The sequence below is a fragment of the Mesorhizobium erdmanii genome, from assembly GCF_013170725.1.
GTDB classification, from domain to species: domain Bacteria; phylum Pseudomonadota; class Alphaproteobacteria; order Rhizobiales; family Rhizobiaceae; genus Mesorhizobium; species Mesorhizobium erdmanii.
Window position 1 is genome coordinate 6,466,694 of the sequence record NZ_CP033361.1, and the last position, 11,555, is coordinate 6,478,248.

14 protein-coding genes are annotated in these 11,555 nt (G+C 55.0%); 5 read left to right on the plus strand and 9 right to left on the minus strand.

Going from position 1 to position 11,555, the window contains the following annotated elements; genetic code table 11:
• Positions 1-23 precede the first annotated feature (23 nt).
• From EB233_RS31025 to EB233_RS31045, 5 genes are all read left to right on the plus strand, one after another.
• Entirely contained in the window at positions 24-2,336 is a 2,313-nt protein-coding gene (locus EB233_RS31025; protein WP_155765383.1) for a hypothetical protein, read from the plus strand.
• A gap of 293 nt (positions 2,337-2,629) precedes the next feature.
• Complete coding sequence (locus EB233_RS31030; protein ID WP_081294177.1) at positions 2,630-2,839, plus strand: DUF2188 domain-containing protein; 210 nt, start codon at positions 2,630-2,632, stop codon at positions 2,837-2,839.
• 279 nt (positions 2,840-3,118) lie between these two features.
• Positions 3,119-3,640, plus strand: coding sequence for a hypothetical protein (locus tag EB233_RS31035; protein ID WP_155765382.1), 522 nt, complete (start codon positions 3,119-3,121; stop codon positions 3,638-3,640).
• Positions 3,641-3,795: 155 nt separating this feature from the next.
• Entirely contained in the window at positions 3,796-4,254 is a 459-nt protein-coding gene (locus EB233_RS31040) for a Ros/MucR family transcriptional regulator (RefSeq protein ID WP_064990648.1), read from the plus strand.
• A gap of 10 nt (positions 4,255-4,264) precedes the next feature.
• Positions 4,265-4,543, plus strand: coding sequence for a hypothetical protein (locus EB233_RS31045; protein ID WP_246298420.1), 279 nt, complete (start codon positions 4,265-4,267; stop codon positions 4,541-4,543).
• Between the two features lie 38 nt (positions 4,544-4,581).
• Here EB233_RS31045 and EB233_RS31050 read toward each other — a convergent pair whose 3' ends face one another.
• The 9 genes from EB233_RS31050 to EB233_RS31090 all read right to left on the minus strand — a co-directional run bounded on the left by EB233_RS31050 (position 4,582) and on the right by EB233_RS31090 (position 11,364).
• Positions 4,582-5,151, minus strand: coding sequence for a GIY-YIG nuclease family protein (locus EB233_RS31050; RefSeq protein ID WP_064990646.1), 570 nt, complete (start codon positions 5,149-5,151; stop codon positions 4,582-4,584).
• An 11-nt stretch (positions 5,152-5,162) separates the two neighbouring features.
• Positions 5,163-6,434, minus strand: coding sequence for a hypothetical protein (locus EB233_RS31055; RefSeq protein ID WP_064990645.1), 1,272 nt, complete (start codon positions 6,432-6,434; stop codon positions 5,163-5,165).
• 154 nt (positions 6,435-6,588) lie between these two features.
• The gene (locus tag EB233_RS31060; protein WP_064990644.1) at positions 6,589-6,948 is read right to left on the minus strand and encodes a hypothetical protein; all 360 of its coding nucleotides are present in this window, start codon (positions 6,946-6,948) and stop codon (positions 6,589-6,591) included.
• Between the two features lie 54 nt (positions 6,949-7,002).
• Complete coding sequence (locus EB233_RS31065; RefSeq protein WP_064990643.1) at positions 7,003-7,425, minus strand: superinfection immunity protein; 423 nt, start codon at positions 7,423-7,425, stop codon at positions 7,003-7,005.
• A gap of 65 nt (positions 7,426-7,490) precedes the next feature.
• Entirely contained in the window at positions 7,491-8,030 is a 540-nt protein-coding gene (locus tag EB233_RS31070) for a hypothetical protein (protein WP_244277717.1), read from the minus strand.
• A 65-nt stretch (positions 8,031-8,095) separates the two neighbouring features.
• A complete protein-coding gene (locus tag EB233_RS31075; RefSeq protein ID WP_064990641.1) occupies positions 8,096-8,452 on the minus strand; it encodes a hypothetical protein in 357 nt (118 codons plus the stop codon).
• A 404-nt stretch (positions 8,453-8,856) separates the two neighbouring features.
• Positions 8,857-9,222 (minus strand): DUF3768 domain-containing protein, encoded by a 366-nt coding sequence (locus EB233_RS31080; protein ID WP_064990640.1) that lies wholly within the window; start codon positions 9,220-9,222, stop codon positions 8,857-8,859.
• 71 nt (positions 9,223-9,293) lie between these two features.
• A complete protein-coding gene (locus tag EB233_RS31085) occupies positions 9,294-9,908 on the minus strand; it encodes a hypothetical protein (protein WP_064990639.1) in 615 nt (204 codons plus the stop codon).
• A gap of 523 nt (positions 9,909-10,431) precedes the next feature.
• Positions 10,432-11,364, minus strand: coding sequence for a hypothetical protein (locus EB233_RS31090; RefSeq protein WP_155765381.1), 933 nt, complete (start codon positions 11,362-11,364; stop codon positions 10,432-10,434).
• Positions 11,365-11,555 lie beyond the last annotated feature (191 nt).

Consider the following 11,555-nt stretch of genomic DNA (forward strand, 5'->3'; position numbering starts at 1 on the left):
ACCAAACACGGGTGGGGGTTCTGATGCGTCTTCAATCGATAGTCGCAAGCTGGATAATATTGCTTTTCGCTACATGTGTTTCTCATGCCGGTAGCGCGTATCTTGATAGCGCTGTGGCAGCGATCAAGTCTGCCAACGGACAGGCAAGGCTGGACCTACTAAAGGGCCGCTATCTGGCTACGAGCGGTAGTAGCGAAATCATATTCGACGTTCCGAAGGATATGGGATCCACTCTCAAGTTCAATTATCAAGACAGGGCTATTGTCTCCGCTTCGTGGGACTTCGAGAGAAACGTTCTTCTGACGCTACAAGTTGGTGATAAGTGCGTCACCATTAGCGTCAAGCGGCTCAGTTACGATGAGGGCGGATTTGTTTCGGGCGATACCGAGCAGACAATCGTTCCGTCAGGACACTGTCGTGATTCAGAGCCGCTGGCGCGCATCAATGACTTCATAAGGCTTTCGGCCGACCCCGGCGACCTCTTCAGTGGCAAGCCTTTTATCTCAATTAAAAGCATGAGGCGCTGCGTTGACGCGAAATGCGACAAACTAGAGCAAGGCTTGCCCATTCGCCGCGCAACTTTTTATGGCAGCTCGGCAGATGGTCGTCCGCTGTCAGCACTTGCGGCCAGCTTTGAAGAAGGGGCTCAGATCCTGCTCCCGAACAAAGGATTCTTGAGTCTAGGACCTGACTCGACGGCTGTGTTCAACGACCTATTTTATGACCTTGAGGCCCAATCTGGAGCCGGACTACTTCACAAAATCACGTTCGGCCTAACCGATGGAATCATATCGGCTGATCGCACGACGCTAAGGATAGGTCCACAAAGCCGACTTTCTGCCGACGAAGTCGATTTCGCAAAAGAGGCTTCCCATTTCTCGATAAGCAGAGGTTCGCTTACCGGTGAGCTTGGTCGAGGAACCTCGATTATCCTTTCTAGCAATGGAAATAGAGACTCTACTCTGAACGTTACATATGCGAAGGCGTCATTTTCCGGCATGAACTACGATGTGTCTGGTGGCCATGAGACCCTCAGCTTTGCGCGTGGCGTCTTGGCGGCACAACTTGAGAACGCCGAAATGTGGTTTAGCGAGAAGAACAGCGTTCGATTGGGGTATACCAACTTGGATTTGGTTCTGGGTTGTCCAGAGCACCAGAGTGACTCGGACTGTCGAGCGGTGCGATGGTCCGATGGAAAAGTTGATGTATACGGCATTATTAACGCCTTCTCTACCAGTCTTCTCGGCGGACAATTCAACATCTCAAATGTAGGACTTGTTCAAATAAGCTCAGGCCAGATAGCAGCCGATACGTTGAACTTGGATTCGAGCCGAACGATTACACCCATCACAGGAAAAATCAATAAGTTCGAAGTGTCGCTTCAGGGGCAAGATTTTGAGATTGATGCGTCCACGACTGCGCATATTGCGCAGGCGCGCGTTAGAGCGAACGATCTCATTTACAAGGACGGCCAAAGCCTGCCAATTGGGGCCGTTGACGTTGACGGATCGATCTCGGGGTTTGAGGGCGGAGATGTGGGAAAGGTCCGGTTCGACGCAGGAGCCACTTTGGTCGCGCATGTGGAGCGAGCAGATGGGGATGAGCCTGAACTGACAAAAGGCGACATTGAGGGACATGCTCGTGCGCGCATGAATTCAGGGGACTTTTTGGGCGCAGACATCAAGATCCAGGATATTCACTATTATCGAGGGCGCGGGGAGGCGTCTCTCCGGCTAACGGCCACTGACGGTTCATATAATTTCGACACCCCTTCGTTTGAAGATAAGAAGAGCAAGTTAGGCTTCAAGGCAGATGTCCACGTTTATCCTATTCGCCTGTCGCCAACTTTGGCCGAGCCATTGGTGCTTGGACCAACTGCAGTGAAAGCCTCCAAGGCCGACTGGTCTATAGACCCTATTGTCGGTGTTGGTTTTAAGTTGAAAGTTCCGATCGCCGAGCAAGAGCTTGTATATGCCCCGATCTCGCCTCCCACGGGCGGTACGCTGTGCGCACCCAAAGTGATACTGCATTCGCAGACTCCCAATATCACTGGAAAGCTGGACGTTTTCGCGGCGAATTCCGGGGGGAAAGTAAGAATCTATGACAACAATCTTTCTGCAGGAATTTCCGCTGATGCCGACGATCGCGGGTGCAAAATGATCGCAGATACTGTCTGTTTTTTCGCGGGGAACGCGCTCTTGGGTCCTATTGGAGGCGCAGGGCTGGCGGTTCTTTGTGATGAAAAAATCGATAAAGCGAAAGAGGATCTTGCAAATCAAATAAGAGATGAGTCGGTAAAGAAAGTATCTGGGTCGCGGTTCGACTTCAACTATTGAGCTATCGTCTCGTATTAGCTCGGGGGCGGGCTTTTCGGGGAGTAAAGTCGCGCAGGGGAGAACTCCTTTACAGGCAGTGACGCAAAGCGATGCAGATACCTCCTCGATAGTTAACGGTTTTCCTTGCTCGGGACCGAATGGACAACCTATTGAAGGCTCAAATCTATGCGGACCGCTGGTGGCGTTCTATTTTCGTTCCCATGCCGCCTTTCCGCCATTTTTTGTACAAATTTTAGCCATGTCTAGTTGTCGCGCGTCCATGCGGCCCAACATCTAGATACAAGGAAACCCCAATGAGCAAAGACAAGCATCTTTATGTGGAGCGCCGAGAACAGGGTGACTACGCTGTAAGGCGTCCTGACTCACAGCGAGCCAGCGACGTTCTGCCGACGCAGCGTCAGGCGATTGAAAGGGCACGGGAACTGGAGCCGAACACTCGACCGGATGTCGAGCGCGTTCGTCATACCAGTGTCGGCAAGCCTGACCAATGGCGGAAGGCGTGATCGGCCAAAGCTTCAATCCTCCCAAGCCAGACTGAGGCCCGCCATCTTCAGAGTTGGCGGGTTTTTTTCAGCGAGCCATACAATTCGCTTCGGTTGCGTTCTTGAATTGCTGCCCGTCAGATCCGCAAAGGCATTCATGAAGCGCGTTCGACAGTATTTTCAAACTGGCGACCTGTGACTTATCTAGCCTCTCTAAAGGGCTTTCGCATTTGATTGCCGACTTTATGGCATGATTCCGAACCTCCTTCTGTTGGGGGACGGTTCCGGTAGGACAACCGAATGGATACCGAGACGGCCGCTACTACTGATGTCAGCAACGATCAGTGGGCTCATGCTATGAGCGCTGTGAACGCATGGCGAGGACGTTGCCTTGATATTGCTCGGAGTGAGGCAGCGGTGAGCGAAACGCTTTTAGTGCTGGCAAGCAAGCCGAGGAGTGGCACTGCTGTGAAACTGCCTCATCTGGTAGGGCAGCGCTTCGAAGAACTAGCGACCTTGATCGGACCGACTGGGGCCTTTGCGTCCGAGGGAAAAGCATCTGCAGCAGCACTGCTGGCGTTCCGCCCCAATGAGGGTTTGCGCTCATCGTTGGCCCATGGTGTCGGTAAAGTTGTTCTTGATCGACAAGGGAATTGGTTGCTCGTCCTCCGGACCCTTGCATTCCGATCCAAACAGCCACAGCGCGCAGTTCTTGTTATTGAACAGAACGAGGCTGGCGAAATAGTCAAGTCACTTCAAACTACCGGGCAGCGGCTCATTTCTGAGCTGGGAAACTTGCGATACGCCCTCGGCTCGACCTAGATGTACGACAAGTTTGGCTTCCGGCTCGGCTCGAAACGCTCGATCGCCGCGAGCTTGTACGAGCGCGGTGCAGGAAGGCCCAACCATTTCTTGGTGCACTGGCATTTCTAAGAAAACTCGCTAGAGATTCCTACCCTATAAAAAGGAGGTATTGCGTGTCTGAACTATCATCGAACTCCGGGACCGCACTGATCGAGCTTACGGCCGATATAGTCTCTGCCTATGTCAGCAAGAACGCTGTGCCGGTCGCATCACTGCCTGAATTGATTCAAAGTGTGAATGCGTCGCTGTCAAAGATCGGCGCTCCAGCCGAGCCAGAGAGCCCGGCGCTTACGCCTGCAGTCAATCCGAAGAGGTCGGTGTTCCCCGACTACATCATCTGCCTTGAAGACGGGAAGAAGTTCAAATCGCTGAAGCGCCATCTTGATGTGCACTACGGCCTGACGCCCGACGAGTACCGGGCCAAGTGGGGATTGAAATCGGACTATCCTATGGTCGCGCCGAACTACGCGGCCCAGCGGTCGGCGCTGGCGAAGTCGAGCGGGCTCGGCCGGAAGGCCGCAGCGAAGGCCGCCAAAGCCGTCAGGAGGCCGAGTGGGAGAAGGAAGTCGTAGAGGCTGACCTATGGCGGCCCGGCTCATGAGGTCGAGTGACATTCCCGCCTTTGTCGCTAAGGTGATTGAGACCGGCTGCGACATCTGCGCTATTGGCCACTCTGGCTACGTGCTTGGCGACGTCGAAGAGATGGTGGCGGCAGAAGACGAGCTCCGACGCATAGACGAAGAGTTTGGCGACCGTGATTTCTTGCTACCTGAGATCGTCGTCTATCTGCGCTCGATCGGCCGCTACCTGGACCCCGGCTCATCGGCTTCCCATTGGTCGGACAATCCGAGGATGCAATAGCGACCGCGGTGGCCGCGCTCTCGAGCGCCATCCAAAGGTCATTGACCCGCACTTCGCATGTTCCACGGCAGGGCATATTTCTTGATCAGGCCGAGCTCCAGTCCTGCGCTTCCGTGAACGGGCAGGCCGTTCCATTCCAGGTCTGGCGGAATTGCAGCGTAGACGTCAATCTTTGGGTGGGTTACCAACTCGTTGATCATGATGGCGTTGATGCGAAGGCTGGTGCGCTGCGATACCCCGGGGCGGCCATAGAAATAGAGACGCTTGGCGAGTCCCATGGTTGCCACGCCCACATACAGGACGACATCTTGCTTGGCGAACGCATATACGCCCACCGCCTTGGGCAACTCGCGGTCAACGACAAGGCGCTGGTCTCGTGAAAGGATCCAACTGCCGACGTGCTCGAAACCACCGGCGAGGAGATCGCTGACTTGAAGGGGTGGCTTGCCACCAGTCGCCACCACCGATTTCGCTGCGGGCGTTAGCCCACACCCTTCGGTTCGAAGCACATTATAGGCGAATTGATATCGGATGCCGAGAGTGCGAGCGATCTCTGCCGTGCTCATTCCCGATTTTGCTAACTCGCGAATTTTTTCCGATTTGCTCATCCAGCTCTTCGTCAGGTGAGTGTGTTAATTTTTGATATCAGATGCTCGACAGCGTTGCGGCGGCGGCCAGCGACGTTGGTGACCGAACCGGCTCGGGCTGCAGGGTGATACGTCTGAACAATGGGAATATTGAGCGCCGGAATCTGGACGATGTTAAAGGCTTCGTCTTCCTTGCCCATTTGAGAAATCTGCACGTTCTCGTACATGTGCTCAATCAGCCATGTTAGCGAGCCAGTGAGCATGATGATGGCGTCCGGTTTTGCGAACTCCATCTCTGCAAGAAACAGCGGCTTCTGCCAGCGGATGACCTCCATGCGGGATTGCGGCTCCAACGTAGAGATGCTTCTTGAAGGTCCGTCCTCAAGCGTCAGTTGGACCTTGGCAAGGTTGGTCCAGGCGGTGTGCCTGCGCGAAGGCAATCCCAATTGGGTTATGATCTCTTGGTAGGCCCGCCAAAAGGGGCTTGTCTCCTGTGTCTCCCCGGTTGCGAAATCGAAAGTGATGGATTCTCCGATCGCCGCAGACCACGAATGAAAGGGTCGCGCGGCGCTTAAGCTGGTGAGATTGCCGAAGGTTTCCTGACCCATGACCATGATGCGTCTCTTAGCCCCGGCATATTCGCTGGTGAGTGCCCACGCCTCAGGAGTGCTTACCTGACTCACAAGGGTCTGGGGCAAACTGGTCTTGGCAGACTCAATCGCGTCATAGTAGGCGGCCTTGTAGGAGCCTTTATCGACGAGCCACGTCATTCCATCAGTCATGATTTTCTCTCGGTCTCTGGTTGGCGGGATTAGCTCTTCAAACTTGAATTGTGGGAGTGAGCACTCGTAGCCCTCGTCCGAAGACGGCCATGAAAGATTCTCTTTGAAGTGCCATTCAGCGATTGCTAGAATTGTATCAAGCACAGCAAGCGCTGGCGTCCACCCAGCCCCGAAAGCAGCCAGCCCGGGCAGGTCGCACTGGCACCCATAAGGCCCGTCAGGGTCGACTTTTTTGACGTCGGCCACAGCGCCGCTACAGAACCAGTAGGTGGCGTCGGGATAGCATTCCAACAGAAAATCCAAAGCCGAGCTGACCGATCCAGCCACGTCGATTGAAGAGACTTCCGGATATGAGATGGTATGCTGCTGACCGTCTCTGGCGCGGCTGACCAGATGCGACCGAGGGGAATTGGGGGCGAATAGAGCAATCATTTCAAAGCCGACTTGCCAATCCCTATCGCGAAGGTCAGCAAGCGTGTGCCGCAGGGCTCTAACGGTCTCAAGAGATAGTTTTCTTTGCATAGCTTTCTTCTCCGGTTGAAATCGAATTTCAGTTGTCCGGAAGAGCCCTTTTCAGGCGGCAAGTTCAGCCTCACAGCCGAAAAAAATTCTCGCTTGAGTGCCTTTCGAAGCCAACCCGGTGGAAGCGGCCAAAAGCGACTAGCTTGGATGGCAGTCAATACCAAACTATGTAAACGGAGCATTCCTTTATCGCCGGATCGGTGGGAGATCCGCCGTAGCTGCGACTTAGGACGCGATGGTCGCGCTTTTCTTTATGGTATTTCTCCAAGAGAGGTGAGCCGATCGAAGCGAAGATCGATCGTTGGAGTTCATGCTCAATAGCCAAGCTCTCTTCGCGATCCAGCTTGTCAACCAGAACGGCTAAGTGTTGGAATCCAACACGCCTGTATTCTGTTGCTTTCTGCCAAGCAGGCAACCTCGTGTGGCCAATCAAATATTCGTTCATGGAAGGGATGCTGCAAAGCGCGTCAACCGTGGACAGCAGAACATCGAGGTCTTTTCTGAGCTTCGACATTTGAACCTCTTTGTTAGGAAGAAACCCGCAATTGGTGAAGGAATTCCTACACAGTCAGATTATCTGTTGCCGTAGCCGCTCAAATTGGTCGCGATCGATCACTTCGTCATCGAGCAGCTTCTTGAGCCTTTCAAGGCGCGTAAGGGGGTCGTTGGAAGGCGGTAGACTATTGAGTGGCGGTGGCAGCGTAGGTAGCGCTGGCGGGCTGCTGACAAGGCGCACGGGCAAGATATCATTAGCGGCAAGGTTGATGCCGGATTCGCCGCCGTTGCTACCGTTCGGGTCATTGCTGATATGGACAGCCATACAGGCCCAGATCAGGCAACCGAACCAGACGATGCCAGTGCCGCCCAAGAACACATTGAGCAGCAAAATAACCCAGCGATTCGGGTGGCTCCGCCAGAAGGCAACGATGGCCGGGATGAGGTAGATCATCAAAATGATGATCAGCCCGGCAATGAATTCGCTTGTGTCCATGATCTGACCCAGATGAGTCGCCGGGCTACAATGCCGTCCGACAGAATCGTGTTCGCTCTATTGGCTCAGCCGTCCGACAGCGCCGCCATGGCAACGGCGTAGGCCACGAAGCAGGCTATCCAGATCCAAAGAAACTTGATTGACGTTCTGGTGATCGCCCAGCGCCGCCAGAAATAGGCGAAGGGGGTCAGCAGCACGAACGGCATCACTTCGCGCTTTTGTGGGTTGCGTCGGCTGAGATAGAGATTGCGGGCGTCAGCCCAAACCAACGGCAGCGGACCGAGCCAGTAGAGGATGGCCGGAACAGCATCGCCCGGCTTGCCCCCAAACTGTTTGTACAGGACTACTTCCAGCACGACGAACACTAGGGGTGAAAAGGCAAGCAGATAAGCCCAAACGTCGCTGGGCGGGACGTATGGCGGTGAGTAGCCAGTAGCAGCCTGAGTTTGAGGCGGCTGTGCGGTCGTAGCGCTTGCAGCTGGTAGTGGCGGCGGCATCACTCCCGCTGACTTCGCAAGCGTCGTTTGCGAGGCCGACCGCCATTCGTTGCCGAAGGCCGTAGTCCACACCCGTGTTTCCGCAGAAAGCAGCCGGTTGGCAAACATTGTCGCCAGATCTCTCTCAGAGACTGGCCCGCGTGGTTGCCCATTCTCTTCGTAAAACCAGTCCGTCATTTCGGGGCAACCCCCGACAGCTTGACCCGGCTCGCACGAGCGCTTCTCCATGCGAAGTACGCCATCGCTGCGAGGATCAGGTCGGCAATCGCCCAAATCTTCATGTCGGTGAAGGTACTGGCCGCGATGAATGCGAACAGGCTGCCGACCACGAAAACGATGGCGGAAACCAGCGGCAATCCGAACGCGAAGGCACCGCCAACGAAAAACAGCAACCCGACCAACACGCCAACCGAGCCTGCACCGGCGAGATCGTGGTTCGATGTAAGGCTTCCGCCCGTCGCCACTGCACACGACTGCAGCATAGACACCAAGCCGAGCAGAATGCCAATTATTCCAACTGCGATTTTCATTTAATTCCCCCTTAAAGAAGCGCTCGAACCCCTTCGAGCATTAACAAAACACACTATAGCTGATAACCGAGCCGATCGGAATCTGCAACGCAGGGGCGCGTAGATATTCCCGCGCCTGTTGGGGAAAATATCGTTCGGCTGTGGAAGGCAAAAGGTCTTCCTCAGGCAAAGGTTGAAGCACGTTCCGGCTTCGGCCAGCAGTATCTGAGCGTCCTCTAACGGGGCAAACGCAATCCGATAGTGATAACCGTCTACGAGGTGGCCGAAGCTCACGGTAGGAATTATCTGGAACTGATGACGCCATATTCTAACAATAAGGCCCAGTGGTGACGAGCAGAGTGCCCCCGGTTGATCAAATATCGCGTTCGGCAGGAGCCAAGCCCTGCCCAGGGCAGCGGAGAACATCAGTATTCCTCCGGCAGCATGACGGTCATGACGCGGGTCGTAACGGCGGGGTCAGCCGGGTCCGGCGACAGGTTCGCCAGCTTCCGATCGTAGCAATCTATTTTCCAGAACAGCTGTCGCTCGCCGACGTGCAGGAGCGCGCAGTCGTGTTCGCCCCACGGGTCGTTAGCTGCATCGAAGGCGTCAAAGCTTGAGATAGCCAGCAAAATGGCGACGATCTCGGTGGCAGGTAACGCGGCGACACCGGCGGTCATCACCATTCGGCCGCCGACGCCGGTCTTCCGTAGCCGGTCGTTGAGAGTTCGAATGCGCATCCTCCGATGGGCCGCACTGGCCTGATCGACGCGCTCTGTTGAGCAGGTCATGATTTGGTTCCTTGATGGGAGTCGCTGAAGGGTGACGGGCCGGGACGAGCCCAGCCCGTTGCGAGGTCGAGTTATTTCTTGGCCAGTTGCCGGGGGTGGATCAGGCCGAGCTGGTAGTAGCTGCGATCGATCGACGGGGCTTCTGGGTAATCGCGGAACTTCAGGGTGTAGATGCCTTTGGCTTTGGCTTTCATGATCCGAGCTTCGAAGTAGCCTTCGTCGGGACCTTCCGACGCCAGCACCAAATCGCCGACCGTCAGCTTGGCCCATGGATCGGGTGAGCCCCCGTCGCCCGAACCGGCCCCTTGCCCGTCGTCGGCAGGGCCTTTTCCGGCCTCAGGCGAGCCCGCTGAAGCGTTTTCGGCGGTTTCGGGGTCATCGGTGCCGGTCGAGGCTTGGCGCGGCTCGTCAGCGACGCCTGCTAGGGCCGCAATGCGGGTATACAGATCCCCCTTGACGAACGGCACGAACGCCTTGCCGCTGTCAAAGAGCTTGCCACGCGGAAGGCGCATGGCGATGTCTGCGGCCTCGCCGGGCTCAAGGCGGTGCGAATGCATTCCCATCAGTTTGGCGGCCCCTTCGGCGGCTTCGACATCGGGCAGCAGGAAGACCGACGCATGAGCCTTGCTGGTCTCGTCGCGCCCAAAGACGATCAGCGAGGGCGTTGTCTCTGAGGCGACATTCATTGAAGCGCCTCCCTAAATGAAGAAGGGGCCTTTCGGCCCCCTTCGGTGTACTGTGCTGGCTGCCGACACATCGTGCCGGGTCGGTCTGTCATAGGCATTTTGATCTCCTGTTAAGTGCTGGCCTAACCGCGTCAGCCGACGCAGCTCGCCGCGACCACTATAACAGGAATATTTTCCTTTGTCAAGAAATCAACTAGAATCAATAACTTAGCTCCGACCGGCTTGGCCCCGATGGGGGCCAAGATGTCTGAGTTGCTACAGAATCTGATAGCGCCAGCTTGATGTCCGCGCTTGCTGCTTCGGCAGATGGGTGACCAGCCTATCGTCGCCTACGAAAGCCATGCGAAGATCGTTGAGACTGAGTCTGGGCGGCTCTACCATCTCGTCGGCGACCCCGACCGCTACACAGCCTGTCGCCAGCATAGCAAATGCCGCGCGCCAGGATGTGCCGGGCGATCAGCTGGCCGTGGCGCAGATCTCGGAACTCGACGCATTCCTTGAGCTGCCGGGAGGCGAGGCTGAACTAATCGACGACCGCCACACCCGTCGCAAATAGTCCGATAGGGGTTGGGCGACCCGTGACTACCGCGTCACAGCCCTCCGAACACTTATCCAGGACGGCTCCCCGATCATCTCTCGGAGCGCGATCCAGAATCAGGATTCGTCCGTTTTCTCCGTTTTTATCATATATGCCATAAGTGCCGTCTTTGGTCCGCCCGACCATGCCCTCTACTTGTATCGGCCTATAGAGCAGCTGGTTTTCATCCAAGAGGAAGTCCCGATATGACATAACCTTCGCAGAAGGATTATCCCGATTTGCCGCCCCGCAATCATAGGCAAGCGCTTGGGGGAGCTGAGCGCAAAATAACATTGTCTCGGTTATTTCTTTTTCCTGCTTAATAACGCTTTGAGGCCGATTTTGATAGCTACCTGCGGCGCACTTTAGAACGATGTTGACGGCCTCAACAAGCCCCGTAGTCTTTCCGTGAAGCTGCGGGCCGCGCCCTTCAGAGTCCTTGAGGAATATATCGCTAGAATTTATATTGTAAATGGATCTGCTCCAGTTAAATCTTATACGATAATCAGATGATTTTTTCAGATATTCGTCGTCAAGTCTTAGGTATGGATAACTTGACTCAATTATTTTCTTTCCATCAATTAAATTATATTTAAACTGACTTGTTCCTTTTACCCTTGAAAAAGACGGGTGGTACAGCAAAACATCCGGAATCTGACTATTTGACTTAGAAAAATCATACTCTATATTTATTACTATCAATCCAGATTTCTTTTGCTCGTCTTCATGTAAATTACGCGCAGTGCAAACTGTTCCGGCCGATGTAATTACCCAATCCTTCGTTCGTGTGTATTCGATCTCCTGACCGTGCGTATCAACCGACCATATGCAAGCCGCCATCGCCGCCGTCAACAGGCGAGCCCAACCAAGCTGCTTCATAAAAGTGCGTCTCTCTGGTTTAGTAGTGCCGGATGAATGTAAGATATCTGGCTCGGATCGGGATGTCGGTCAACTCCATGACCTGACTCTCCTGACGAATTTCACCCTATTGAACCTCACGCGCGGATCGAGCGTTGGCCATCATCGAAGGGAGGAAAGCGATGGAAGATGAGCTGAGCACAAATGGCCCT

Bases quoted from the DNA above. Each gene is read 5' to 3' on its own strand.
- EB233_RS31075 (WP_064990641.1), bottom strand. From the start codon at position 8,452: ATGAAAATCGCAGTTGGAATAATTGGCATTCTGCTCGGCTTGGTGTCT.
- EB233_RS31050 (WP_064990646.1), bottom strand. From the start codon at position 5,151: ATGAGCAAATCGGAAAAAATTCGCGAGTTAGCAAAATCGGGAATGAGC.
- EB233_RS31045 (WP_246298420.1), top strand. From the start codon at position 4,265: ATGGCGGCCCGGCTCATGAGGTCGAGTGACATTCCCGCCTTTGTCGCT.
- EB233_RS31090 (WP_155765381.1), bottom strand. From the start codon at position 11,364: ATGAAGCAGCTTGGTTGGGCTCGCCTGTTGACGGCGGCGATGGCGGCT.
- EB233_RS31060 (WP_064990644.1), bottom strand. From the start codon at position 6,948: ATGTCGAAGCTCAGAAAAGACCTCGATGTTCTGCTGTCCACGGTTGAC.
- EB233_RS31025 (WP_155765383.1), top strand. From the start codon at position 24: ATGCGTCTTCAATCGATAGTCGCAAGCTGGATAATATTGCTTTTCGCT.
- EB233_RS31035 (WP_155765382.1), top strand. From the start codon at position 3,119: ATGGATACCGAGACGGCCGCTACTACTGATGTCAGCAACGATCAGTGG.
- EB233_RS31080 (WP_064990640.1), bottom strand. From the start codon at position 9,222: ATGACCTGCTCAACAGAGCGCGTCGATCAGGCCAGTGCGGCCCATCGG.
- EB233_RS31030 (WP_081294177.1), top strand. From the start codon at position 2,630: ATGAGCAAAGACAAGCATCTTTATGTGGAGCGCCGAGAACAGGGTGAC.
- EB233_RS31055 (WP_064990645.1), bottom strand. From the start codon at position 6,434: ATGCAAAGAAAACTATCTCTTGAGACCGTTAGAGCCCTGCGGCACACG.
- EB233_RS31070 (WP_244277717.1), bottom strand. From the start codon at position 8,030: ATGTTTGCCAACCGGCTGCTTTCTGCGGAAACACGGGTGTGGACTACG.
- EB233_RS31065 (WP_064990643.1), bottom strand. From the start codon at position 7,425: ATGGACACAAGCGAATTCATTGCCGGGCTGATCATCATTTTGATGATC.
- EB233_RS31085 (WP_064990639.1), bottom strand. From the start codon at position 9,908: ATGAATGTCGCCTCAGAGACAACGCCCTCGCTGATCGTCTTTGGGCGC.